This window comes from Streptococcus sp. KHUD_013, assembly GCF_052588545.1.
This window is the reverse complement of sequence record NZ_CP186264.1, coordinates 1,396,639-1,420,100: the sequence shown is the minus strand read 5'-3', so window position 1 is coordinate 1,420,100 and position 23,462 is coordinate 1,396,639. Positions and strand designations below refer to the sequence as shown.

General features: G+C 42.7%; 23 protein-coding genes and 1 riboswitch. Of the genes, 19 read left to right on the top strand and 4 right to left on the bottom strand.

Going from position 1 to position 23,462, the window contains the following annotated elements:
• The first annotated feature begins 85 nt into the window (after nucleotides 1-85).
• The 6 genes from glmU (at nucleotide 86) to nth (ending at nucleotide 4,164) form a co-directional block, all read left to right on the top strand.
• The gene (glmU, locus tag ACOXXR_RS06685) at nucleotides 86-1,465 is read left to right on the top strand and encodes a bifunctional UDP-N-acetylglucosamine diphosphorylase/glucosamine-1-phosphate N-acetyltransferase GlmU (protein ID WP_042361008.1); all 1,380 of its coding nucleotides are present in this window, start codon (nucleotides 86-88) and stop codon (nucleotides 1,463-1,465) included.
• Nucleotides 1,466-1,474: 9 nt separating this feature from the next.
• The gene (locus tag ACOXXR_RS06680) at nucleotides 1,475-2,023 is read left to right on the top strand and encodes an NUDIX hydrolase (RefSeq protein WP_023026540.1); all 549 of its coding nucleotides are present in this window, start codon (nucleotides 1,475-1,477) and stop codon (nucleotides 2,021-2,023) included.
• 18 nt (nucleotides 2,024-2,041) lie between these two features.
• A complete protein-coding gene (macP, locus tag ACOXXR_RS06675; protein ID WP_023026541.1) occupies nucleotides 2,042-2,380 on the top strand; it encodes a cell wall synthase accessory phosphoprotein MacP in 339 nt (112 codons plus the stop codon).
• A 27-nt stretch (nucleotides 2,381-2,407) separates the two neighbouring features.
• Nucleotides 2,408-3,100 (top strand): 5'-methylthioadenosine/adenosylhomocysteine nucleosidase, encoded by a 693-nt coding sequence (locus ACOXXR_RS06670; RefSeq protein ID WP_023026543.1) that lies wholly within the window; start codon nucleotides 2,408-2,410, stop codon nucleotides 3,098-3,100.
• A 21-nt stretch (nucleotides 3,101-3,121) separates the two neighbouring features.
• Entirely contained in the window at nucleotides 3,122-3,430 is a 309-nt protein-coding gene (locus tag ACOXXR_RS06665) for a hypothetical protein (RefSeq protein WP_023026545.1), read from the top strand.
• A gap of 104 nt (nucleotides 3,431-3,534) precedes the next feature.
• Nucleotides 3,535-4,164: an endonuclease III gene (nth, locus tag ACOXXR_RS06660; protein ID WP_120702221.1), complete on the top strand. Its 630-nt coding sequence runs from the start codon at nucleotides 3,535-3,537 to the stop codon at nucleotides 4,162-4,164.
• A gap of 25 nt (nucleotides 4,165-4,189) precedes the next feature.
• Here the strand turns inward: nth and ACOXXR_RS06655 are convergent, their stop codons facing one another.
• The 3 genes from ACOXXR_RS06655 to ACOXXR_RS06645 form a co-directional block, all read right to left on the bottom strand.
• A complete protein-coding gene (locus ACOXXR_RS06655; protein WP_445278319.1) occupies nucleotides 4,190-4,783 on the bottom strand; it encodes a helix-turn-helix domain-containing protein in 594 nt (197 codons plus the stop codon).
• Nucleotides 4,784-4,953: 170 nt separating this feature from the next.
• On the bottom strand, nucleotides 4,954-5,340 hold the full coding sequence (locus ACOXXR_RS06650) for a bleomycin resistance protein (RefSeq protein ID WP_125335322.1): 387 nt from the start codon (nucleotides 5,338-5,340) through the stop codon (nucleotides 4,954-4,956).
• Between the two features lie 11 nt (nucleotides 5,341-5,351).
• A complete protein-coding gene (locus tag ACOXXR_RS06645; RefSeq protein ID WP_445278318.1) occupies nucleotides 5,352-6,179 on the bottom strand; it encodes an exodeoxyribonuclease III in 828 nt (275 codons plus the stop codon).
• 316 nt (nucleotides 6,180-6,495) lie between these two features.
• Here ACOXXR_RS06645 and pbp2b point away from each other — a divergent pair, with 316 nt between their 5' ends.
• The 10 genes from pbp2b (at nucleotide 6,496) to ACOXXR_RS06595 (ending at nucleotide 18,544) form a co-directional block, all read left to right on the top strand.
• Nucleotides 6,496-8,577, top strand: coding sequence for a penicillin-binding protein PBP2B (gene pbp2b, locus ACOXXR_RS06640; RefSeq protein ID WP_445278317.1), 2,082 nt, complete (start codon nucleotides 6,496-6,498; stop codon nucleotides 8,575-8,577).
• A 10-nt stretch (nucleotides 8,578-8,587) separates the two neighbouring features.
• The gene (gene recR, locus ACOXXR_RS06635; RefSeq protein WP_006596694.1) at nucleotides 8,588-9,184 is read left to right on the top strand and encodes a recombination mediator RecR; all 597 of its coding nucleotides are present in this window, start codon (nucleotides 8,588-8,590) and stop codon (nucleotides 9,182-9,184) included.
• Between the two features lie 378 nt (nucleotides 9,185-9,562).
• Nucleotides 9,563-10,609, top strand: coding sequence for a D-alanine--D-alanine ligase (locus tag ACOXXR_RS06630; RefSeq protein ID WP_445278316.1), 1,047 nt, complete (start codon nucleotides 9,563-9,565; stop codon nucleotides 10,607-10,609).
• Nucleotides 10,610-10,697: 88 nt separating this feature from the next.
• Nucleotides 10,698-12,068, top strand: a complete 1,371-nt coding sequence (locus tag ACOXXR_RS06625) for a UDP-N-acetylmuramoyl-tripeptide--D-alanyl-D-alanine ligase (RefSeq protein WP_445278315.1) — start codon at nucleotides 10,698-10,700, stop codon at nucleotides 12,066-12,068.
• Entirely contained in the window at nucleotides 12,058-12,669 is a 612-nt protein-coding gene (locus ACOXXR_RS06620; protein ID WP_023022628.1) for an NUDIX hydrolase, read from the top strand. The genes ACOXXR_RS06625 and ACOXXR_RS06620 overlap by 11 nt, the downstream gene beginning before the upstream one ends.
• Before the next feature lie 30 nt (nucleotides 12,670-12,699).
• Entirely contained in the window at nucleotides 12,700-13,401 is a 702-nt protein-coding gene (locus tag ACOXXR_RS06615) for a YwaF family protein (RefSeq protein ID WP_123160061.1), read from the top strand.
• 28 nt (nucleotides 13,402-13,429) lie between these two features.
• The gene (locus tag ACOXXR_RS06610; RefSeq protein ID WP_445278314.1) at nucleotides 13,430-14,119 is read left to right on the top strand and encodes a YwaF family protein; all 690 of its coding nucleotides are present in this window, start codon (nucleotides 13,430-13,432) and stop codon (nucleotides 14,117-14,119) included.
• Nucleotides 14,120-14,131: 12 nt separating this feature from the next.
• Nucleotides 14,132-14,812 (top strand): YwaF family protein, encoded by a 681-nt coding sequence (locus ACOXXR_RS06605; protein ID WP_023022633.1) that lies wholly within the window; start codon nucleotides 14,132-14,134, stop codon nucleotides 14,810-14,812.
• 60 nt (nucleotides 14,813-14,872) lie between these two features.
• Complete coding sequence (locus ACOXXR_RS06600; protein ID WP_445278313.1) at nucleotides 14,873-16,798, top strand: DUF2207 family protein; 1,926 nt, start codon at nucleotides 14,873-14,875, stop codon at nucleotides 16,796-16,798.
• 201 nt (nucleotides 16,799-16,999) lie between these two features.
• Nucleotides 17,000-18,544 (top strand): peptide chain release factor 3, encoded by a 1,545-nt coding sequence (locus ACOXXR_RS06595; protein WP_445278312.1) that lies wholly within the window; start codon nucleotides 17,000-17,002, stop codon nucleotides 18,542-18,544.
• Between the two features lie 369 nt (nucleotides 18,545-18,913).
• Here ACOXXR_RS06595 and thiT read toward each other — a convergent pair whose 3' ends face one another.
• The gene (gene thiT, locus ACOXXR_RS06590; RefSeq protein WP_445278311.1) at nucleotides 18,914-19,489 is read right to left on the bottom strand and encodes an energy-coupled thiamine transporter ThiT; all 576 of its coding nucleotides are present in this window, start codon (nucleotides 19,487-19,489) and stop codon (nucleotides 18,914-18,916) included.
• A gap of 81 nt (nucleotides 19,490-19,570) precedes the next feature.
• Nucleotides 19,571-19,695, bottom strand: a riboswitch (TPP riboswitch).
• 101 nt (nucleotides 19,696-19,796) lie between these two features.
• On the opposite strand from thiT, the gene ACOXXR_RS06585 reads away from it, so the two are divergent.
• The 3 genes from ACOXXR_RS06585 (at nucleotide 19,797) to ACOXXR_RS06575 (ending at nucleotide 23,436) form a co-directional block, all read left to right on the top strand.
• A complete protein-coding gene (locus ACOXXR_RS06585) occupies nucleotides 19,797-20,177 on the top strand; it encodes a PH domain-containing protein (RefSeq protein WP_006596927.1) in 381 nt (126 codons plus the stop codon).
• Between the two features lie 81 nt (nucleotides 20,178-20,258).
• Complete coding sequence (locus tag ACOXXR_RS06580) at nucleotides 20,259-21,167, top strand: magnesium transporter CorA family protein (protein WP_048715581.1); 909 nt, start codon at nucleotides 20,259-20,261, stop codon at nucleotides 21,165-21,167.
• Nucleotides 21,168-21,861: 694 nt separating this feature from the next.
• Nucleotides 21,862-23,436 carry a DEAD/DEAH box helicase gene (locus ACOXXR_RS06575; RefSeq protein ID WP_445278310.1) on the top strand — a complete coding sequence of 525 codons (1,575 nt, stop codon included), beginning with the start codon at nucleotides 21,862-21,864 and terminating at the stop codon, nucleotides 23,434-23,436.
• The last annotated feature ends 26 nt before the right edge of the window (nucleotides 23,437-23,462 follow it).

Genomic DNA, 23,462 nt, shown 5'->3' with positions numbered 1-23,462 from the left:
CACTCCCTTTGGTTCGGATCTAATTTTCCAAAAGGGCTAAAAAATGGTATAATGTAAGCGATATTGTACAGAAAAGAGAATGTATATGCCAAATTATGCCATTATTTTAGCAGCGGGAAAAGGTACCCGTATGAAATCAGATTTGCCGAAGGTTCTACACAAGGTTGCTGGGATCTCTATGTTGGAACACGTTTTCCGTAGTGTTGGAGCCATCTCACCCGAAAAGACTGTAACGGTTGTGGGCCACAAGGCTGAATTGGTGGAGCAAGTCTTAGCGGGACAAACAGAATTTGTCAAGCAAACGGAGCAGTTAGGAACAGGTCACGCTGTGATGATGGCGGAGCCAGTTCTTGAAGCCTTGGAAGGTCACACCCTTGTCATTGCAGGGGATACACCTTTGATTACGGGTGAAAGCCTCAAACACTTGATCGATTTCCATATCAACCACAAGAATGTGGCAACGATTTTAACAGCAGAGGCAGCTAATCCATTTGGTTATGGCCGGATTGTCCGTAATGACAATGCGGAAGTGCTTCGCATCGTCGAGCAAAAAGATGCGACAGATTTTGAAAAGCAAATCAAAGAAATCAATACAGGAACTTATGTCTTTGACAATGCCCGCCTCTTTGAAGCGTTGAAGAATATCAACACCAACAATGCCCAAGGCGAATACTATATCACAGACGTGATTGGGATTTTCCGAGAAGCAGGAGAGAAAGTTGGAGCCTATACGCTCAAAGACTTTGATGAAAGCCTCGGCGTTAACGACCGCGTAGCCCTTGCGACAGCAGAAGGCATCATGCGTCGCCGCATTAACCAAGCTCATATGGTGAATGGAGTGAGCTTTGTTAATCCTGATGCGGCCTATATCGATATCGATGTTGAGATCGCACCAGAAGTACAAATCGAAGCCAATGTCACTCTAAAAGGGCACACAAAAATTGGGGCCGAGACAGTCTTAACCAATGGAACCTATATCGTGGACAGTGAAATCGGTTCAGGTGCCGTTATTACCAACTCTATGATTGAAGAGAGCACGGTAGCGGATGGTGTGACAGTAGGACCTTACGCCCATATTCGTCCTGGATCTAGCTTGGCAAAAGATGTCCATATTGGAAACTTTGTCGAAGTCAAAGGTTCGTCTATTGGCGAAAATACCAAAGCTGGTCATCTGACCTACATTGGCAACTGTGAAGTTGGCAGCAACGTCAACTTTGGTGCGGGAACCATTACCGTCAACTATGATGGGAAAAATAAATACAAGACAGTAATTGGCAACAATGTCTTTGTCGGTTCGAATTCGACCATCATTGCTCCAGTTGAGCTAGGAGATAATTCTCTAGTCGGTGCTGGATCTACCATTACCAAGGATGTGCCAGCAGATGCGATTGCGATTGGTCGTGGTCGCCAAGTCAATAAAGATGAGTACGCGACTCGCCTTCCCCACCATCCTAAAAATAAATAGGAGATTTTCATGCAATTTGAAGAAAAAACCATTGAGCGCAAGGAGATTTATCAAGGACCGATTTTCCAAGTAGTCACAGATCAAGTGGAACTACCTGACGGAAAAGGTCAAGCGCAGCGTGATTTAATCTTCCATAATGGAGCAGTAGCGGTTTTACCGATCACAGATGAGGGCAAGACCATTTTGGTCAAGCAGTACCGCAAGGCGATCGAGAGGACTTCTGTAGAAATCCCAGCAGGGAAGTTGGAAAAGGGTGAAAATGCGGATCCTCAAGCAGCTGCTTTGCGTGAATTGGAAGAAGAAATTGGTTACACAGCGGATCTAGAGTTGTTGTATGATTTTTATTCTGCCATTGGATTTTGCAATGAGCGGATCAAACTTTATGCTGCGACCAACTTGAAAAAAGTGGAAAATCCTCGCCCTCAAGATGAAGACGAGACCTTGGAACTCCTTGAGGTGACTTTAGCAGAAGCGGAGGACTTGATCCAAACGGGTGATATCTGCGATGCTAAAACCATCATGGCAGTTCAATATTGGAAACACCTACAAAACAAATAAAGAATAGAGGAGACACCCATGGGCAAACCTTTATTAACCGATGAAATGATTGAGCGGGCCAACCGGGGAGAAGCTATCTCTGGTCCCCCTCTCTTTGATGAGGAAGAAACAAAAATTCTCCCGACTGGAAACAGGGGATTTGGTTATGAACGGCCAGTGACCTCAGGGGAAGGAGATAGTGGACATGGAGCATCGTATCCTCAGGAGACTATTCCAATCAGAGTCCAACCTACAGTGACCAAGAGCCGTCGGATTGAGAACCAAAAAGATGAGGTGATTCAATCAAAATTGAATAAGATCTTATTTTGGGTCATCCTGCTCCTCATCTTGTTAATTCTTGCAATCTGGCGCTTATAAGCTGCGTCTACTAAAGGAGTGACGAATATGAAAATTGGAATCATTGCGGCCATGCCACAAGAATTAAAAATCTTAGTGGAAGCTTTGCAGAACGGAGAGAAACACCTTCGCCTAGGAAAGGTCTACTATACAGGGTCGATTGGTCGCCATGAAGTGGTCTTGGTTGAAAGTGGTATCGGAAAAGTCATGTCAGCCATGAGTGTGGCTGTGTTGGCCAACGATTTTAAGGTGGAAGCCATTATCAATACAGGTTCTGCAGGTGCCGTAGCACCAGGGATGGCTGTTGGAGATATCGTCCTAGCGGACAAATTGGCCTACCATGATGTCGATGTGACAGCTTTTGGTTATGACTATGGCCAGATGGCAGGGCAACCTCTTTACTTTGAATCCAGCCGCTATTTTGTTTCAGAGATGAAAAAAGTGCTAGCTGAGGAACAAACACCAACCCATGTTGGCCTGATTGCGACTGGGGATAGCTTTATCGCGAGTGAAGAAAAAGTCGCAGCGATTAGGGAACATTTCCCAGAAGTATTGGCCGTTGAAATGGAAGGGGCAGCTATTGCCCAAGCGGCTCATGCAGCTGGCCGTCCTTTCATGGTTATTCGGGCTATGAGTGACACGGCAGATCACGCAGCTAATATCTCTTTTGATGAATTTATCGTAGAGGCTGGCGAGCGTTCTGCTCAAACCTTGATGACTTTCTTGAAGAGATTAGTATAGAAAAAGATAGAGAGATTGAACATGTATCGGGAATCATATTTTGATGGAGGCCTACTTTCATATATTGGCCATGTTTTATTATCAACATTAATTACAGTATTTACTTTCGGTATATGTGCTCCTTGGGGCATGTGTATTATGTATAACTGGAAGGTCAAGCATACCGTGATTGATGGTCATCGTCAATACTTTGATGGAACAGCTATGCAATTGTTTGGTAATTGGATCAAATGGTGGTTCTTTACCATCATTACATTTGGAATCTATGTGTTCTGGTTAAATATCAAGGTTACTCAATGGGTTACCAAACATACTCATTTTATAGACTAATAGAAAAGGACTCGTCTACGGACCAGTCCTTTTCTGAAGCTGATTTTTTTAGAAATAGACTGACTTCATGCTATAATAAAGTCTAGTAATGCAAAGGAGAAGTTATGGTCTTATCAAAAAAACGGGCACGTCATGTGATTGAAGAAATTATTGCCCTCTTTCCGGATGCTCAGCCAAGTTTGGACTTTCGCAATCATTTTGAATTATTAGTAGCGGTGATGCTCTCTGCTCAAACAACGGATGCGGCGGTTAATAAGGCAACTCCTGCCTTGTTTGAGGCTTTCCCAACTCCTCAAGCCATGGCGGTCGCTAGTGAAGCCGACATTGCCAAGCATATTTCCAAATTAGGTCTCTATCGCAATAAGGCTAAGTTTCTCAAAAAATGTGCCCAACAATTGTTGGACAACTTTGATGGCCAAGTCCCTCAGACACGGGAGGAACTGGAGAGTTTAGCCGGAGTGGGACGCAAGACAGCCAATGTGGTCATGAGTGTCGGTTTCGGAATTCCTGCCTTTGCTGTTGATACCCATGTAGAGCGGATTTGCAAGCACCATGACATCGTCAAGAAATCAGCAACACCATTAGAAGTGGAAAAACGAGTCATGGACGTTCTTCCTCCTGAACGCTGGCTCCCAGCTCATCAGGCCATGATCTATTTTGGACGGGCTATCTGCCATCCTAAAAATCCTGAATGTGATCACTATCCGCAATTGTATAACTTTAAAGACAGTTAAAAAGCGAGGTCTAATGACTTCGCTTTTATTTGATAGGGAAGAACGTCAGTAAGAGCCAAGAAATCAGTAGAGTAATAGCGCCAATTCCAAGGCCAAATAGAATAGGAAGGAGGATTCTTTGGTAGGGAGCTTTACCCCTTTCTTCCGCTTCTTCAATCTCGCTCAGACTGCGTCCTTGTTCATAGGCGACAATCTGGCGATAAGTACGAAGATTATGCTTTTTCTTGAATTTCTCAATGCGTAGGGCGTAGAATATAGCGACAGCAAGAATCAAGCAACTAATAGCGATACCGTATCCATCCAAATAAAGAATGAGGGGAGTGCTGATGATAGGACTGCCAATTAGCAGTAAGCTAAAGACCACTTCATCTTTTTGATAGCGCATAAATTCTTGGTCGTGAATAATTTGTTTCATGGTTTCCAAATCTCCTTTGACTAGTTTGTCCAATGACACTTCAAAGACCTTGCTTAGTAAGAGCAGGTTTTGAATATCAGGATAGGTTGCGCCGCGTTCCCAGTTGGAAATGGATTGACGGCTGACAAAGATAATTTCAGCTAATTCGTCTTGAGATAAGTTATTCTCTTTACGATAGTGCTGGATTTGTTTTCCTACTTGCATAAGATTTCCTCGCTTCCTGATTTCATTCTACTCAATTTTATAAAAAAGGGCTATCAAAGTTCTTTGACATGTTGATTTCATAGGGTTTAGCAACTGTTTTTGACTATAGATTTACAAGCCTGTCAATGGATAGTTACCTACTGAAAAAGAGGCCAAGAGCCCCCTTTTTCTTATTCGCTAAATCTTAAGAAATAACCATCTGGATCCAAAATCGCAAATTCCTGAGGATAGATAAAGCTATCTCCGACTCGAAATTCTCTTTTTATCAGCGGACGATGGATGGGATATTCGGCTTCCAACAGTTTTTGGTGGAGCTGAGGGACATCCTTGATACCAAAGGAAATATTGACACCGCGCCCGAAAGGATAGGTCAGTTGGGCTAATTCTTCTTCCTTGCCTTCTTCTAGCATCAGCTGGCAGTCTTCAAGCGAGAGAAAGAGGAATTTTTCCTCAGGACGCTCGTATTGGATAGAGAATCCCAATAAGTCGCAGTAGAAGTGACGCGATTTCTCGATATCCGATACGACAAATTCAGGGATGACAGCTTGATAGTCCATTCGTTTTCTCCTTAGAGATCAATCTCCATGACAATTGGTGTATGGTCTTGACGGGCACCTGAGTCAATCATAGCTGACTTGGTCACCTTGTCCGCAATTCGGTTAGAAGTGAGCCAGTAGTCAATTCTCCAGCCTGTGTTGTTGATTTTAGATGTCTTGCTACGTTGTGCCCACCAAGTATATTGATCTGGAAGGTCCCCATGCAAGTGGCGGAAAGTATCAGTGAATCCTTTGGCTAGCAAGTTGGTGAAGCCAGCGCGCTCTTCGTCGGTAAAGCCTGGGGAACGACGGTTGCTGGCTGGATTGGCCAAGTCGATTTCCTTGTGGGCTACGTTGTAGTCTCCTGTTGCCAGGACAGGTTTTTGCTGGTCTAGTTCTGCCAAGTAGTCTGCATATTTGGCATCCCAGATTTGGCGTTCTTCTAAGCGTTTGAGCCCATCTCCAGCATTCGGAGTATAGACCTGGGTCACAAAGAAGTCATCAAATTCAAGAGTAATAATTCGACCTTCGACATCCATGGTAGAGGGAGCACCGATTTCTGGGAAGGTTACCGTTGGTGTCAATTCTTTTTTGTAGAGGAACATGGTTCCTGCATAGCCTTTGCGGGCTGGTTCTACAGAGGAGCGCCAGGTGTTTTCATAACCAGGGAAGAGTTCTGCTAAGACCTCTAAGTGTTTTTTCGTTGGTCCTTTGGCAGATAATTTTGTTTCCTGAATGGCAATGATATCCGCATCCTCTGCAACCAAGGTAAGGAGGACGTCTTGCGAGAGCTTCGCGCGCGCAGAGTCACTCGTCAAGGCGGCATTCAATGAGTCAATATTCCATGAGATTAGTTTCATATCGTTTCCTTTACTAACTTTGTCGATGCTTCTATTATACCAAAAAATATCCAGTCTCCTGTCTCTTGTGATTTGATGAAGGATCCGCTTTTGGTAGAAAATTGTTTATATTGTTCATATTGCTAAAAGAATAGTTGCCATGGAGTTCACAATGGCTATTTTTTTATCCGGTCTAGCGACTCGCGTCTGGATGAAATGTGCTATAATGGAGGTTGAGTTTAAAATAGAAATATTCCTCAGGTTCCCTTTAAAGTTATCCTATTTTTAGGTTGCCTTGATAGGGGCTGGGGCTGAGAATCCAGATGAAAGGAGAGGTATGGCTCGAAAATCGAAACGTTCAAAAAAAGCGAATGCGAAGGTGAGAAAATTTGATAATCGGTGGATTACTAGGCGACTTTATTTACTATTCAGCATTGTTTGTACCCTCTTTCTGATTTTAATTGCTCGACTAGGGTACATGCAGATTACTCATCAAGGCTTTTATACACAAAAATTAGCAAAAGCTACCAAAAAACATTTAACAAGAGGAAGTATCCGGGGACAGATTTATGATGCTTCTGGTCAGCCGCTGGTAGAGAATGTCGATAAGAAGGTCTTGTCCTTTACACGTAGCAATAAATTTACTGCGGAAGAGATGCGTCAAACAGCACAGCTTCTCCTAAATTACGTAAGCGTGTCAAATCCTCAAGTCACCAAGCGTCAAGAAATTGACTTTTATCTCGCAAACACAGAAGTCTACAAAGAAGTAGTGGACAAACTGCCGAAGGAGGAACGCATCGATACGGATGGTAACCCACTTCCAGAAGCGAAAATCTACCAGTATGCGGTGGACAGTATTGACCCAGCTAAATTAGGCTATACGGATGAAGAAAAAAAGGCCATCTATCTCTTTAGCCAAATGAATGCAGTCGAAAACTTCGCCAGTGCTACGATTGTGACGGATCCGATGTCCGATGAGCAGGTGACGACAGTCAAAGATCATTTAAAAGAATTTCCAGGATTTGAAGTGATCACGAGTTGGGATCGAAAAGTAGTCGATAGTCCTTTGGCTTCTATTGTCGGTAGTGTGTCGACAGAGCAAGCCGGTCTACCAGCTGAAGAAGCCGATGATTATTTGGAAAAAGGCTATGCCTTAAATGATCGCGTCGGAACTTCTTATTTAGAAAAACAATATGAGTCTGTCCTCCAAGGAGAACGGGTTGAAAAAGAAATCCATTTGGACAAGAATGGCAATGTCGAAAAGATCAAAACCCTCTCAAAAGGAAGCAAAGGGAATAATATCAAGCTTTCGATTGATTTGGATTTCCAAAGAGGAGTGGAAGATATCTTGAGAAAGTCCTTCCAAGCAGAATTAGCTGCTGGCAATGCGACTTACTCAGAAGGGGTCTATGCTGTTGCCTTGGATCCTAAAACCGGTAAAATCCTTGCTATGGCGGGGATGAAGCATGAAGCCGGTTCTCAAGATCTTACTCCTGATGCTTTAGGGACGGTGACCAATGTCTTTGTCCCAGGTTCGGTTGTTAAAGCGGCTACCTTGACAGCAGGATGGGAAAATGGGGTGATTTCTGGGAATCAAGTCTTATTGGATCAACCAATCTCATTTTCTGGTTCAGCTCCAATTACTTCTTGGTTCACCCAGTTTGGAAGCCAAGAAATCAACGCGGTGCAAGCGTTAGAATATTCTTCCAACACCTATATGGTGCAGATTGCTCTTGATTTGATGGGTCAACCCTATCAGCCTAATATGACCTTAAAGACGGATCAATTGGATCCTGCTATGGAGAAACTGCGTTCGACTTTCGCCTCCTATGGTCTGGGAACAGAAACAGGGATTGACCTTCCGAACGAATCGACGGGCTATGTTCCCAAAGAGTATACTATTGGCAATTACCTAACAGACGCTTTTGGTCAGTTTGATAACTATACGCCTATGCAGTTGGCTCAATATGTTGCAACCATTGCTAACGATGGGAAACGTGTAGCTCCACACCTGGTCCAAGGGATCTATGAAAATGACGCCAAGGGAGGCTTGGGCCCTCTGAAAGAAGAGATTGCAACAAAAGAACTCAATCAAGTGGCTCTAACCCCCGAAAATCTAGCCATCATCAAACAAGGTTTTTATCAGGTTGTATACGGAACCAGTGGCTTAACAACTGGTAAAACCATCGGAGAAGGTGCGTCAGTTCCAATCAGTGCGAAGACCGGGACTGCAGAAACATTTGTAAATGGTGGGACCCCTGCTGTAAATACCAATGTCATCGCCTATGCTCCATCTGAAAATCCTCAGATTGCAGTTGCAGTGGTCTTTCCTCACAACACCAATCTCCAAGCGACAGTTAGTCACAGTATTACCAGAGAGATTATCAATCTCTACCAGCAAAAACATCCTATGAATTAGAAAGGAAGCTATGCTCTATCCAACACCTATCGCAAAATTAATTGAAAGTTATTCGAAGCTCCCTGGTATTGGGATCAAGACGGCAACTCGTCTGGCCTTTTATACCATCGGAATGAGTGATGATGATGTCAATGAGTTTGCTAAAAATCTCTTGTCAGCAAAGCGGGAATTAAGCTATTGTTCCATCTGTGGGAACCTAACAGATGAAGAAGAGTGTGCCATTTGTCGAGACGAGACTCGCGATCCATCGACCATCTTAGTGGTGGAAGATAGTCGAGATGTGTCGGCCATGGAAAATATCCAGGAGTACCACGGACGCTACCATGTCCTTCATGGCTTGATTTCGCCCATGAATGGGGTCGGACCGGATGATATTAATCTCAAGTCCTTGATCACACGATTAATGGATCATGAGGTCCAAGAAGTGATTGTGGCGACCAATGCAACAGCAGATGGGGAAGCAACTTCTATGTATATCTCACGCGTCCTCAAACCAGCTGGTATCAAAGTGACCCGCCTGGCACGTGGATTAGCCGTCGGAGCCGATATCGAGTATGCGGATGAAGTGACCCTTCTTCGAGCGATTGAAAATCGAACCGAGTTATAAGCGGTTACAGAGAGGCTGGGACAAAAGTCCTAGCCTCTCAATTATTTTTTGATTGTCGAGCAAGACGCAGTGGTTGAGTGGGCTCTTTGTTCGCTTTTTAAGCTCCAAATATGACCTAATGAGGGAAACAAAGTTTCCTTTATCTGCAACCTTCAACAGTCTCCCAGACTGTTGAAGCTGTGCGGAGGTGGGACGACGAAATCGAATTCTAACGAATGACTGATTTCTGTCCCACTCTCTTTTTGTTTTTTAGGTGTTCTCCCTCGTTTTCTTTCTTTTTAAAGTGTGGTATACTAGAGGGACGAACTCGTATGTGAGGAGTGCTTCTGACAAGTCAATCAGGAAGCACAAAATTAAACAAAGGATTAGGACCAAACAATGGCAAAAGAAAAAATTGTACTTCTTTATGGTGGCCGTAGCGCAGAGCGCGAAGTGTCTGTACTTTCAGCTGAAAGCGTCATGCGGGCGATTAATTATGACAAGTATTCGGTCGAGACCTATTTCATTACTCAGGCTGGGGACTTCATCAAGACCCAAACCTTTGAAGAGAAGCCTGCTGAAACCGAACGCTTAATGACCAATGAGACCATTGATTGGGACGCAAAAGTATCTTCGAGCAGCATCTACCAAGAAGGAGCGGTTGTCTTTCCAGTCCTTCATGGACCGATGGGCGAAGATGGATCGGTTCAAGGTTTCCTAGAAGTCTTGAAACTCCCTTATGTGGGCTGTGATATCCTTTCTTCTAGTGTGGCGATGGACAAGATTACCACGAAACGGGTCCTAGAATCTGCAGGGATTCCACAAGTTCCTTATGTGGCTGTCCTTGAAGGAGACGACCTAGAGGCTAAGATTGCCTTGATCGAAAAAGAATTAACTTATCCGGTCTTTACCAAGCCTTCTAATATGGGCTCTAGTGTTGGGATTTCAAAAGCAGAGAACCAGGCAGAACTCCGTCAGTCTTTGGAATTGGCCTTTAAATACGATAGCCGTGTTCTGGTTGAGCAAGGTGTCGTAGCGCGCGAAATCGAAGTGGGACTATTAGGCAACTACGATGTGAAAAGTACCCTCCCTGGTGAAGTGGTCAAAGATGTAGCCTTTTATGACTACGAAGCCAAATACATCGATAATAAGATTACGATGGCAATTCCGGCTGAAATCCCAGCAGAAGTTGCTGCGACCATGCGTCAGAATGCAGAACTAGCCTTCCGTGCCATTGGTGGCAAAGGTCTCTCCCGTTGTGATTTCTTCTACACAGAGGACGGGGGCATCTACTTGAATGAGCTCAATACCATGCCTGGCTTTACCCAATGGTCTATGTATCCTTTACTTTGGGATAACATGGGCTTGGCCTATCCTGATTTAATCGAGCGCTTGGTAGAATTAGCCAAAGAAACCTTTGAAACGCGTGAAGCGCACTTACTTTAAGAAACTGTTCCTAGCGGGAGTGGGAGATGAAGTCAACTCATAGAGGAGTCGCTTTTCTTCCTGCTCCCACTTTTTAGAGGAGAATACCATGAATGTAACCTTGCACGAAGTGGCTCGTGTCCTGGCTGCTAGCAATGATATCAGTCAATTTGAAGATTTTGTTTTACAGAAACCAGAATTTGATAGTCGTCTCATTGGCCCGGGGGATCTCTTTGTCCCTCTCAAGGGGGCGCGTGATGGGCATGATTTTATTGAAACCGCCTTTGAAAATGGGGCTGTAGCGACCTTGTCTGAAAAAGAAGTAGAAGGCCACCCTTATTTATTGGTAGATGATGTTCTAGCGGCCTTTCAAAAATTAGCCCAATATGTTTTGGAGAAGAGTCAAGTAGATGTCTTGGCAGTCACTGGTTCAAACGGTAAGACAACGACCAAAGATATGTTGGCTCAACTGCTGTCTACTACTTATAAAACCTATAAAACACAAGGGAACTACAATAATGAGATTGGTCTCCCTTACACGGTTCTCCATATGCCAGAAGGGACAGAGAAGCTTGTCCTTGAAATGGGACAGGACCATCTGGGAGATATCCACCTCCTCTCAGAAATTGCCCATCCAAAAGCAGCCATCGTGACCCTCATTGGGGAAGCTCACCTGGAGTTTTTCAAAGATCGCAAAGAAATCGCTAAAGGGAAATTGCAAATTGCGGACGGCATGCCAGCTGGAGGCTTGCTCCTAGTACCAGCCGATCCCATTGTAGAGGATTTTTTACCCAACCAACAAGAACTTGTGCGATTTGGGGAAGGAGCAGATATCCGCATTACCAAGTTGGACGAACGCAAGGACAGCTTGACCTTTGAAGCGAATTTCTTAGAAGAAGCCATTGATCTTCCTGTAACAGGTAAATACAATGCGACCAATGCCATGATTGCTACCTATGTTGCCCTAAAAGAAGGAGTCAGCGAAGAGGCCATTCGTGCAAGCTTTAAAGGCCTAGAGCTTACGAAGAACCGCACAGAATGGAAGAAGGCAAGTAACGGAGCGGATATCCTATCCGATGTCTACAATGCCAATCCGACGGCCATGCGCCTGATTTTAGAAACCTTCTCGACCATTCCTGCCAATCCAAATGGCCGCAAGCTAGCGGTCTTAGCGGATATGAAAGAACTAGGGGAGCAATCTATTGATCTGCACAACCAAATGATTCTCAGCCTGTCACCGGATGTCTTGGATACCGTTATTTTCTACGGTCAAGATATTGCGGGACTGGCTCAATTAGCGAGTCAGATGTTCCCACTCGGACATGTCTATTATTTCAAAAAGACCGCTGAGAAAGACCAGTTTGAGGACCTGGTCAAACAAGTCAAGGAAAGCTTAAAAGAGCAGGACCAAATCCTCATCAAGGGAAGCAATTCTATGAATTTAGCCAAATTGGTAGAGGAGTTGGAGAATGGCGAGTAATAATGTGCTAAAGAACATTCAGCGCTTGATTTCAATCACTAATACAGGCTTAGCGTTCTCAAAAGATCCATTTGATCAAGAGCGCTATCAGGATATTCGTGCCATTTTACAGGATCTTGTGAGAGAAGCGACTGATTTGAATCCACAAGAATTATCGGATTTGTTTCGCCCGACAGACCATTACGACACTCCCTTGATTGATGTTAGGGCATGGATTGTCAAAGATGGAAAACTTTGTCTGGTGAAAGGTCAGGGAGAAGAGACCTGGGCCTTGCCGGGTGGCTTTGGTGAGGTTGGCTATTCTCCGACGGAAAACATTTTAAAGGAAATCCAAGAAGAAACGGGCTATTCTGCGCGTGTAATCAGATTGTTGGCAGTATTTGATACCAATCGCTACCAATTGCAAAGTCGCCAATATGTGAAATTGGTATTTGAATGTGAATTATTAGATGGAAATTTTGAAAAGAACCAGGAAATTTCCGACCTTGCCTTTTTTGAGAGAGAAAAAATACCTGCTCTTTCTACCAAGCGCAATACAGAAGAACAATTGAACTTCCTTTGGGAGGTCTATGATGGAAAACGAGATTTGTATTGTGATTAAAAATGATCTATAAATTAAAGGAATGTGAAAATGACACTTTGGGATTTATTGTTTACAAACCAAAAATCAGCCCCACCTGAATTTGGGCTCTGGTATTTCATTCTGCCAGCTTCTTTGTTGGTGGTTGGCTACTTCTCCATTAGACATGCACGGTCCAAAAGTTACCAACGCTTTTGGTATTGGGCACAGTTGATCCAAGTCTTGACCATTAATGCTTGGTATATTCTAGCCCACATGCCTTTGACGGATAATTTGCCTTTCTATCATTGCCGCTTGGCCATGCTGGTGATTCTCTTTGCACCTAGAGGGACCTATATCAAGCAATATTTTGCTCTCTTGGGAGTTCTAGGGTCGATTGCGGCCTTGGTTTACCCAGCCTTTGATCCCTTCCCTTTCCCTCATATCACCGTTCTGAATCTAATTTTTAGCCACTGGGCCTTGCTTGCCAATAGTTTGATTTACCTGCAAGATTATTACCAATCTGAAAAACAAGATACCTTGAGAATCTTTAAGATCACCTTTGGCATGAATGCCTTGATTTTCTTGGTGAACCTATTGACGAAAGGGGATTATGGCTTCTTACGGCGTCCACCAATCATTGGGGATCATGGAGCTCTCTTGAACTACCTTTTGGTTAGCTTGGTGATGGTGGCTGGAATTTGCTTGGTCAACCAGCGTTATAAGTACAAATACAAGATGGTTGAAGAGACGGTCGTTTCACGTTCAGAATAGAAAATTGATGAGCTGAGGTTAGGAAATCATGCCACTTTGGGATTTATTTTTCACCAGTCAACCAACGGCCCCTCCTCAATTGGGAGCTTGGTACTTTTTGTTGCCGGCCTCATTGATGGTGGTAGGCTATCTGTCTATTCGATTTGCTTCTTCCAAAGGCTATCAAAACTTTTGGTATTATGGGCAGTTGATCCAGTTGCTCATCATCAACTCTTGGTACCTAGCTGCTCGCTTGCCTCTTTCAGAGAGTCTTCCCTTCTATCATAGTCGGATGGCCATGTGGATTATTCTCTTAGTTCCTAAGAGCAGCTTCAAACAATATTTTGCCCTCGTGGGAGTCTTTGGCTCCATTATGGCCTTGGTTCATCCTGTTTTTTATCCCTATCCTTTTCCTCACGTTTCCTCGATCAACAATGTCTTTGGTCACTGGGCCCTCTTGGCCAATTGCTTGATCTATCTGGTCCAATTCTACCAAGTAGAAGAAGGAGATGCTTGGAAAATCTGTCAGATGACCTTTGGTGTCAACGCTATTATTCAGCTTGCTAATCTCGTAACGGGTGGAAATTACGGCTTTATGCGTCGTCCTCCTGTAATTGGCGATCATGGGCTCGTGCTCAATTACTTGATCGTGACTATCCTGATGACAGGGACCCTCATCCTGATCAATCATCTTATTAAGTCCAGTAAGAAAAGAAAAAGAACATCTGAATCCGTTTAATAAGGAGACCTTATGCATCATTTTTTTACAACTGAATCCACTGTACCACCTGTTATACCGCTCCTTTGGTATGGGGTCATGGTTCTTTTAATCGTAATGGCAGTATGGGCTTCATTACGTTACTACCAAAATGAACAATTTCGGAAGATCTTTCGAAACCTACAAATATTTCAATTGATCTGTCTCTATATCTGGTATTTTGCTTTTCAGCTTCCCTGGTCCAATAGTTTACCCTTGTACCATTGTCGTTTGGCTATGTTTGCTGTCTTGCTGTTGCCAGACCGATGGAAGAGCAAGCAGTTCTTTGCCTTGATGGGAGTGAGTGGAGCGATCTTTGCCTTGGGCTATCCAGTCTTTGATCCCTACACCTTCCCTCATATTACGAGCTTTTCTTTCCTCCTCGGGCATTACTGTCTTTTGGTTAATTCTTTGATTTATCTCTTGAGATGCTATGATTCGAGCCTCTTAAAAAATCGAGAGATTGTTCTCTATACTTTCGTTTTGGATCTATTTCTAGTCGGCGTCAACCAAGTCACTGGAGGGAATTATGGACTCATGGCCCGGCCACCGATTATCAAAGGGGACAGCCTCTTGGTGAATTACGTCGTGGTCTCTAGCATCTTAGCAGCAGCCTTGCTTCTCTTTAATGTATTTTTCAGTCGTAAGCCTGCAAGAGAAAGAGTTATTCGATAAAAAGAAAAAGGAGGGTGGGACCATCAGTCTCAGCCTTCTTTTAGTTAATAGGAGTTTGAAATGAAGAGGTTTTTACTAGTCATTGGTATATTGTGTGCCTTTTTTTGTACGGTTAGTCCGGCTCAGGCAGATGATGAAGTTCGCTATTCGATAGAATCCTATGTGGGACACCTCCACTTGCAGGAAGATAGCCAGGCGACATTTACGCAAGAGATTACCTACATTTTTTCAACAGGCTATAATGGGCAGTATGTAACTTTAGGGAGTGTAGATCCCCTTCCCAAAGGATTTAAAATCCATGAAAATCCTCAAGTGGAAGCCTATGTGGATGGGGAAAAACGAGAGATCCGTGTAGAAGAATCGGATCTCGGAAATGGACGTTTATTAAAAATCTACAATTCGAGGATTGTTGGTGGCAAAGTTACCATCAAGGTTGTATGGAAGATTGATCATATTCTAGAACTGTATTCCGATATCGCCGAGCTCAATTGGTTCCCTATTTCAGATGGGGATGAGGACGTAGAAAAATTAGATTTTTATGTGGATGGCTTGGATGCCAAGCAGGGAGACTTGTATGCTCATACCGGTTATTTTAATCCACCAGCCCAGATTGAACGGACTGAGACTGGCTATCACATTCAGTTATGGAACTTCCCAAAGAATGGAAAATTGGAGCTCCACGCATACTGGCCCATGACAGAAGCTCTACGTCGAGGCCAATCTAATGAGATTAAAAAGGAAAAGGGAAAGGATAAATTTCTTAAAAAAGAAAAATCCATTCAACAAAAAACAGTCATCTACAAGACACTGTTTCTCAGAGTCATTCCAATTGTAGCAATTCTTTTATTTGTTCTAGCTTTCATTCCATGGATCCGCTATATGATCAGTACCAGAACTCGTCGGATTGCAAAGGGAGTACGATTATACGAACCTCCACAGAATTTGCCACCCTTTGTCCTAGCCAAGGCCTTGTATCAACTTGATTTTGAACAGATGGTCATGTCTAGAGAGAAAGGTCAACTAAAATTTAATCATCTCATCCAAGCAAGTATTTTGGATCTCATTGATCGAGGAAATCTTCGTTTGACGAGAGATGACAATGGGGGAACCTTGACCTGTCTACACCATGAAGGCTTGGCTGATTTTGAATTGAAGTTTATTGAAATGATCTTTGATCAAGAAACTGAAATCAGGATCAGCGAAGTATTTTCAAAGTATAAAATTAATCAAGCAGCCCTAAAAAAGGATTTTCGAGCTGCTAAAACAGACACACAAAGAGACCGTATTCGAAAGGTCGGAAGTGACGTTCGATCGCTTTTACAAAAGGATGCCCAGCAATTGTCAAAAGGTGTCGATAAGGAAATTGCGAAATTAGGTTTGCCCTCTTATTTTAGAGACTTATCTGAGACGGAGGCAGCTTTTTCAAAAACAGGCTGTGCCTTACACTTTTGGCTCTTACTGATCTTGTTTGTGAGCATGTGTTTCTTATCTTTTGGATTTGGTTCATACCTATCTTCATTCTATTTTTGGACTATTTTATGTTTGATTTTGTTATTCATTCCATTTTATATTGTTATGAAACTTCGTGAAGATCATCTACAATCCTTAGAGAACTTGGATTCACAATTTGAATGGATGGCCTTTCGAAATATGATTGAAAGTATTCCAAATTTCAATCAAGCAGAACTTGAGAGTGTTGTCCTATGGAATCGTATCTTAGTCTATGCGACCTTGTATGGCCAAGCTATAAAAGTGAGTCAGGTACTCCAAAATCATCAGATTTCCGTGCCATATGAAGACTGGGACACTGTTCTTTGGCTGACATCCTCTCCAAATACCTTCCTAGACGGTTCTACCTTGATGAACTATGCAGATGATTCCTATAGTGTTTCAAGCTTCTCTATTAACTCCTCAGATGGCAGTGGTGGCTTTGACGGCGGTGGCTTTTCTGATGGCGGTGGTGGTGGAGGATTTGGAGCCTTCTAATAGCCCTTGTGATTGAATGAAGTCTGGGATGTAGAACCATTGTAGTTCTCCCTCAGGCTTTTAATTTATAAATACACTGATGATTGAAAAAAGGCTCTATTTCCGCTATAATAAGTTAGTTAAGGTAAAAGGAGAGAACCAATGTAGAAGGATCCTACTTACTAAAAAATATGCTTTTAAAAAATAACTGAGGATGAAAGAATGACAATCACTGACGAAATTAAAAAACGCCGTACCTTTGCCATTATCTCTCACCCGGACGCGGGGAAGACAACCATTACTGAGCAGTTGCTCTACTTTGGAGGAGAGATTCGGGAAGCAGGTACCGTAAAAGGAAAGAAAACAGGGACTTTTGCAAAATCTGACTGGATGGATATCGAGAAACAACGTGGGATTTCGGTAACTTCATCTGTGATGCAGTTTGACTACGACGGCAAACGAGTAAATATCCTAGACACTCCAGGGCACGAAGACTTCTCAGAAGATACTTATCGGACCCTGATGGCGGTGGATGCTGCGGTCATGGTAGTGGACTCTGCCAAGGGTATTGAGGCCCAAACTAAGAAATTGTTTGAGGTTGTCAAACACCGTGGGATTCCAGTCTTCACTTTTATGAATAAACTGGACCGTGACGGTCGTGAACCACTAGATCTCTTACAAGAATTGGAAGAAGTATTGGGCATCGCTAGTTACCCAATGAACTGGCCAATCGGGATGGGGAAAGCCTTTGAGGGACTCTATGACCTCTATAACCAACGCTTGGAACTCTATAAAGGTGATGAACGTTTTGCCAGCCTAGAGGATGGCGATAAACTTTTTGCTAGCAATCCATTCTATGAACAAGTAAAAGATGATATTGAGCTTTTGAATGAAGCAGGAAATGAATTTTCAGAAGAAGCTATCCTTGCAGGTGAATTAACTCCAGTCTTCTTTGGTTCGGCTCTTACCAACTTTGGTGTGCAGACTTTCTTGGAAACCTTCCTCAAGTTTGCCCCAGAGCCACACGGCCACAAGAAGACAGATGGAGAAATTGTCGATCCTTTTGACAAGGATTTCTCAGGATTTGTCTTTAAAATCCAAGCCAATATGGACCCTCGTCACCGCGACCGGATTGCTTTTGTTCGGATCGTGTCTGGTGAATTTGAGCGGGGGATGAGTGTCAATCTGCCTCGTACTGGTAAGAGTGCTAAGTTATCTAATGTCACCCAGTTTATGGCAGAAAGCCGTGAGAATGTCACCAATGCCGTAGCAGGAGACATCATTGGGGTCTACGATACCGGTACGTATCAGGTCGGGGATACGCTAACAGTTGGGAAGAATAAGTTTGAATTTGAACCACTGCCAACCTTTACTCCTGAAATCTTCATGAAGGTATCTGCCAAGAATGTCATGAAGCAAAAGTCCTTCCATAAGGGAATCGAGCAATTGGTACAAGAAGGAGCCATCCAGCTCTATACCAACTACCAAACGGGTGAATACATGTTGGGTGCTGTCGGGCAACTCCAGTTTGAAGTCTTTAAGCACCGGATGGAAAATGAATACAATGCCGAAGTGGTGATGAGCCCAATGGGTAAAAAGACGGTTCGCTGGATCAAACCAGAAGATCTAGATGAACGCATGTCTTCAAGCCGAAACATCCTGGCCAAAGACCGCTTTGACCAACCTGTTTTCCTCTTTGAAAACGACTTTGCCCTCCGTTGGTTTGCGGACAAGTATCCAGATGTTGAACTAGAGGAAAAGATGTGATTCAGTAAGTCTACTTGATTGCAAAACAATCTAAGTAGACTACGAGGCTGGGACAAAAGTCCTAGCCTCTCAATTGTCTTTGGATTATCGAGCAAGACGCAGTGGTTGAGTGGGCTCTACTACGCTGATTTTATCAGCTTTTACAGTCCTACTCAACTGTGCGGAGGTGGGACGACGAAATTGAATTCTAACGAATTACCGATTTCTGTCCCACTCTCTAACTGTCTCACTAACTCATCGACGAAAAATAATCGTTTTCGCCTCTTCGTGTCGTAGCAATTAGATAGTAGTCTAGCTAACTAGTCTCTTGGTTCACTTTGCTGAATAGAATATATAAATCGAAAAAACCAGCTCAAGCGAGCTGGCTTTTTATTGTTCTGTAATAAGGAGTCTTCCCAAAAATTCTTGTAGAATAAAGAAGACAATGAGGCTGGCAATTGTCTCGCCTAAGAAGGAAGAGCTATTCACAATCAGAGAGTAGAGATAGGCACTTTGGCCTGCTGGTGCATAGCTTCCCCAGAAGATGACCCCTGCAATGTAGTGAATTGTGTAACGTGCGAACCCTCCTAAGACGACTCCGGCAGTAATATATGTGAGTGTCTGAACTCGTTTTTTATCTCTGATAGCCTTATCAAGCGCAGGTTTGACAGTTCCACTCAGTCCAATTAGACTAAAGGCTACAAAATACTCTAAGAAACCTTGGATTGGAGTCAACCAACCACCAGCTGCTTCCCCCGTTACGACTTGCAGCAAACCCCAGATGAATCCACCCATGGCACCAGCCTTAACGCCCCAGCGGAAACTGAGGAGAAAGATGGGAACCATCTTAAAAGATAGAGAAATCCAAGGACCTAAGGACATGGGTTGAGTAACCAGATCCAAAATATAAGCAATGGTCGCTAAAAGAGCAACCTCAATCATTGGTCGAATCGTAGTTTTCGACATAAAAAAACCTCCTATACCAATCGTTTTGATTGGCTCATTTGTTGCCACATCAAAACGTTGTCATAGAAGTTCTCTATTTCATTCTGTTTTGAGACACATCCCTACGCAGGTCCTAACCTGATCAGGTGGTAAGAGTTTAGGCCAGCAACGAACACCTCTGGTATCCAAGCTAACCAATCTCAGCAATTGCTCCTCTTGTGACTCTCTCATTATACTATCAAAAAAACGTTCACGCAACTTTTTAACTCGTAAAAAATATGGTATAGTTATTAAGATAGAAAATGCACAAGTTGTGGAGGAAAAAATCATGGGTATTTTTGCAGGTTTGATGGGCAATGCTTCTCAAAAAGACGTCGATAAGGTTGAAAAAGATTTAGGGGATATCCTGGTTCCAGGTGAGCAAGTAACTCTGGCTTTTAGTTTGATTCGTGACTTGATTGTCTTTACGGAGTACCGTCTGATTTTGGTGGACAAGCAAGGAATGACAGGGAAGAAAACATCTTATAAATCTCTTCCATATCGTTCTATTTCGCGTTTTTCAGTAGAAACATCTGGTCATTTTGATTTGGATGCTGAATTAAAAATTTGGGTCTCATCAGCTGTAGAACCATCAGAAACACTCCAATTTAAGAGTGATAATAGTGTCATCGAAATCCAGCAGGCCTTGGCAGCAGCTGTATTGCGTTGATAAGTGATTGAGGACAGGACTCATCTAGCGATTTCGGGTGATCGGTAGGAGTACTGGTAGATAAGGTAAAGAGGAAACGAAATGTTCGTTGAAAAAAAGTTAGGAGATGGTCGGAGTTGGATTAATATTGATTCTGACTTGATTGCAGAAACATCCCAGTTGTACCAAAAGTATGGTATTGATCAAGAAACCATTGAATATGCATTGGATAAAAATGAACGTGCCCACATGGATTACAACCGTGAAAATGGAACTGTGACTTTTATTTATAATGTCTTGGACATGGAAAAGGAAAAGGAATATTATGAAACGATTCCAATGACTTTCATTGTCCAGGGGCCACGTCTTGTAACTATTAGTAACCGAGACAACGCCTATATTATTGCACAAATGGAACGCTATGTTGATGCTCATGAAAGTTTATCCACCTTTAAACTCTTGTTTGCAGGCCTTGAGATGATTAGTAATGCTTATTATCCGATTATTGAGCGTCTAGATAAGCACAAGGATGAGATTACTCGTCTCTTACGAAAAACGACAACTAGTAAGAACCTTTATGCTCTTTCTGACGTGGAAACAGGTATGGTCTATCTAGCATCCGCTGCCAAGCAAAATCGCATGCTTCTGGAACATATCAGGGCTCACCTAATCTACCGACAATTTGATGATGTGGAAAAAGAACAATTTGATGATGCCATGATTGAGGCCAGACAGTTGGTGTATATGACGGAGTTGAACTCTCAGGTCTTGCAGCAATTGTCTAGCTCTTACAATAACATCCTAAATAACAATTTGAATGATAATTTGACCACCTTGACCATCTTAGAAGCTCTGTTAGCGGTCTTAGCAGTTGTCACTGGTTTCTTTGGAATGAATGTTCCATTGCCGTTTACAAATGATCCCAATGCCTGGATTTATATTTCGGTCGCTAGCTTCGTCTTGTGGTTGATGTTATCACGAATCTTGCGCTGGATTGCCCATAAACGATAAAAAAAGAGAGGTAGGGAAGAAATTCCTTACCTCTTTCGTATCTTGGCTATTTCAGAAAATCCTTCATTTTTAACTCTGCCTCCCCTAAGAAGAAGAGGCAGTTTTGATACAAGTGATCGACTGTACAAAATCTTCTTGGAAATAGTAGGAGTAGATTTAAAAGTACTGAGTGGATTATAAACAATTTATAATTGGATTGAATCGTTGAATCAGTTAAATGAATGAAGCATTTTAATGATACTGAAATAACCTAGATACTAGAATCATTATACATATTTTCATATTAAAAATCAAGGAAACAATCCCAAAATAAAAGGGGATTTATTGTGAGTGAAAATTTTTAGAAAGCCTATTGTAACGCTGTTTTTATGAGGTGATTCAAAGTAAAGAAGAGACTTCACAGTCTTTTATATTATCGCAAATTTAAAAAATAAATTATACTAATTATCCAAAGGTAGAAAGAACTTTTTTGAAAGGGGTTACGCAATAAAAACCTTTTAACCTGTTTCGTTTTACTATCTTTTAACCCTAGTCTATGGTATACTAGATAAGTTGCAAAGAAAGCAGTACTTTTCTTTAGTGGAAAAGAAGCAACACGGTCTTTCATAAAAGCTATGAAAGTACGTCATGACAAGAAAAGTATAAACTAAGCGCTATAGGATGGCTTCGCACCATCTTTAGAAAGAAGAATAACGTGAAATTTAATGAATTTAATCTTTCTGCTGATTTGTTAGCAGAAATTGAAAAAGCAGGATTTGTAGAAGCAAGTCCTATCCAAGAGCAAACCATTCCTTTGGCTCTTGAGGGAAAAGATGTTATCGGTCAAGCACAGACTGGTACAGGGAAAACTGCAGCCTTTGGCTTGCCAACTCTTGAAAAAATTCGTACAGAAGAAGCAACTATCCAAGCTTTAGTAATTGCCCCAACTCGTGAACTAGCTGTTCAAAGTCAGGAAGAACTCTTCCGCTTTGGCCGTAGTAAAGGTGTGAAAGTCCGTTCAGTATACGGTGGTTCAAGTATTGAAAAACAAATCAAGGCTCTTAAATCAGGTGCCCACATCGTTGTAGGAACACCGGGACGTTTACTTGACTTGATTAAACGCAAGGCTCTGAAATTACATGATATTGAAACCTTGATTTTAGATGAAGCAGATGAAATGCTGAACATGGGATTCCTTGAAGATATTGAAGATATCATCTCTCGTGTACCGGAAAATCGTCAAACCTTGCTCTTTTCAGCGACTATGCCAGATGCTATCAAACGTATTGGTGTTCAGTTCATGAAAGAACCTGAGCATGTGAAGATTGCTGCTAAAGAATTAACAACAGAACTGGTAGACCAGTACTATATCCGCGTTAAGGAACAAGAAAAATTCGACACCATGACTCGTCTTATGGATGTTGATCAACCTGAGTTGTCAATCGTTTTTGGTCGTACCAAACGTCGTGTAGATGAGTTGACTCGTGGGCTGAAAATCCGTGGTTTCCGTGCAGAAGGGATTCATGGAGATTTGGACCAAAACAAACGTCTTCGTGTCCTTCGTGATTTTAAAAATGGCAATCTTGATGTCCTCGTTGCAACAGACGTAGCTGCCCGTGGTTTGGATATTTCAGGTGTGACTCATGTCTACAACTACGATATCCCACAAGACCCTGAGAGTTATGTTCACCGTATTGGTCGTACAGGACGTGCAGGTAAGTCAGGTCAGTCTATTACCTTCGTTTCACCTAATGAAATGGGTTATCTCCAAATCATTGAGAACTTAACTAAGAAACGTATGAAAGGTCTCAAGCCGGCAAGTGCAGAAGAAGCCTTCCAAGCTAAGAAGCAGGTTGCACTGAAGAAAATTGAACGTGATTTTGCGAATGAGGAGATCCGTAGCAACTTTGAAAAGTTTGGCAAGGATGCTCGTCAATTAGCATCAGAATTCAGTCCTGAAGAATTGGCTATGTATATCCTCAGCTTAACTGTTCAAGACCCAGATAGTCTTCCTGAGGTTGAGATTGCACGTGAAAAACCGTTACCATTTAAACCATCTGGTGGTGGCTTCGATGGCAAAGGCAAGGGTGGTCGAGGAGGCCGTCGTGGGGATGACCGTCGAGACCGTGATCGCCGTGGCAATGGTCGTCGTGATGACTATCGTAAAGGTGGACGTTCAAAGGATCGCTTTGATAAAGAGAAACGTTACCGTAAGGATCATAAAAAACCTCGCAATACTTCAAGCGAGAAGAAAACAGGCTTTGTGATTCGTAACAAAGGAGATAAATAAAAAATACAAGGGTAAACACATGTTTA

Excerpts from the sequence above, each read along its gene's own strand:
- glmU (WP_042361008.1), top strand. The coding sequence starts at position 86 with ATGCCAAATTATGCCATTATTTTAGCAGCGGGAAAAGGTACCCGTATG.
- ACOXXR_RS06680 (WP_023026540.1), top strand. The coding sequence starts at position 1,475 with ATGCAATTTGAAGAAAAAACCATTGAGCGCAAGGAGATTTATCAAGGA.
- macP (WP_023026541.1), top strand. The coding sequence starts at position 2,042 with ATGGGCAAACCTTTATTAACCGATGAAATGATTGAGCGGGCCAACCGG.
- ACOXXR_RS06670 (WP_023026543.1), top strand. The coding sequence starts at position 2,408 with ATGAAAATTGGAATCATTGCGGCCATGCCACAAGAATTAAAAATCTTA.
- ACOXXR_RS06665 (WP_023026545.1), top strand. The coding sequence starts at position 3,122 with ATGTATCGGGAATCATATTTTGATGGAGGCCTACTTTCATATATTGGC.
- nth (WP_120702221.1), top strand. The coding sequence starts at position 3,535 with ATGGTCTTATCAAAAAAACGGGCACGTCATGTGATTGAAGAAATTATT.
- ACOXXR_RS06655 (WP_445278319.1), bottom strand. The coding sequence starts at position 4,783 with ATGCAAGTAGGAAAACAAATCCAGCACTATCGTAAAGAGAATAACTTA.
- ACOXXR_RS06650 (WP_125335322.1), bottom strand. The coding sequence starts at position 5,340 with ATGGACTATCAAGCTGTCATCCCTGAATTTGTCGTATCGGATATCGAG.
- ACOXXR_RS06645 (WP_445278318.1), bottom strand. The coding sequence starts at position 6,179 with ATGAAACTAATCTCATGGAATATTGACTCATTGAATGCCGCCTTGACG.
- pbp2b (WP_445278317.1), top strand. The coding sequence starts at position 6,496 with ATGGCTCGAAAATCGAAACGTTCAAAAAAAGCGAATGCGAAGGTGAGA.
- recR (WP_006596694.1), top strand. The coding sequence starts at position 8,588 with ATGCTCTATCCAACACCTATCGCAAAATTAATTGAAAGTTATTCGAAG.
- ACOXXR_RS06630 (WP_445278316.1), top strand. The coding sequence starts at position 9,563 with ATGGCAAAAGAAAAAATTGTACTTCTTTATGGTGGCCGTAGCGCAGAG.
- ACOXXR_RS06625 (WP_445278315.1), top strand. The coding sequence starts at position 10,698 with ATGAATGTAACCTTGCACGAAGTGGCTCGTGTCCTGGCTGCTAGCAAT.
- ACOXXR_RS06620 (WP_023022628.1), top strand. The coding sequence starts at position 12,058 with ATGGCGAGTAATAATGTGCTAAAGAACATTCAGCGCTTGATTTCAATC.
- ACOXXR_RS06615 (WP_123160061.1), top strand. The coding sequence starts at position 12,700 with ATGACACTTTGGGATTTATTGTTTACAAACCAAAAATCAGCCCCACCT.
- ACOXXR_RS06610 (WP_445278314.1), top strand. The coding sequence starts at position 13,430 with ATGCCACTTTGGGATTTATTTTTCACCAGTCAACCAACGGCCCCTCCT.
- ACOXXR_RS06605 (WP_023022633.1), top strand. The coding sequence starts at position 14,132 with ATGCATCATTTTTTTACAACTGAATCCACTGTACCACCTGTTATACCG.
- ACOXXR_RS06600 (WP_445278313.1), top strand. The coding sequence starts at position 14,873 with ATGAAGAGGTTTTTACTAGTCATTGGTATATTGTGTGCCTTTTTTTGT.
- ACOXXR_RS06595 (WP_445278312.1), top strand. The coding sequence starts at position 17,000 with ATGACAATCACTGACGAAATTAAAAAACGCCGTACCTTTGCCATTATC.
- thiT (WP_445278311.1), bottom strand. The coding sequence starts at position 19,489 with ATGTCGAAAACTACGATTCGACCAATGATTGAGGTTGCTCTTTTAGCG.
- ACOXXR_RS06585 (WP_006596927.1), top strand. The coding sequence starts at position 19,797 with ATGGGTATTTTTGCAGGTTTGATGGGCAATGCTTCTCAAAAAGACGTC.
- ACOXXR_RS06580 (WP_048715581.1), top strand. The coding sequence starts at position 20,259 with ATGTTCGTTGAAAAAAAGTTAGGAGATGGTCGGAGTTGGATTAATATT.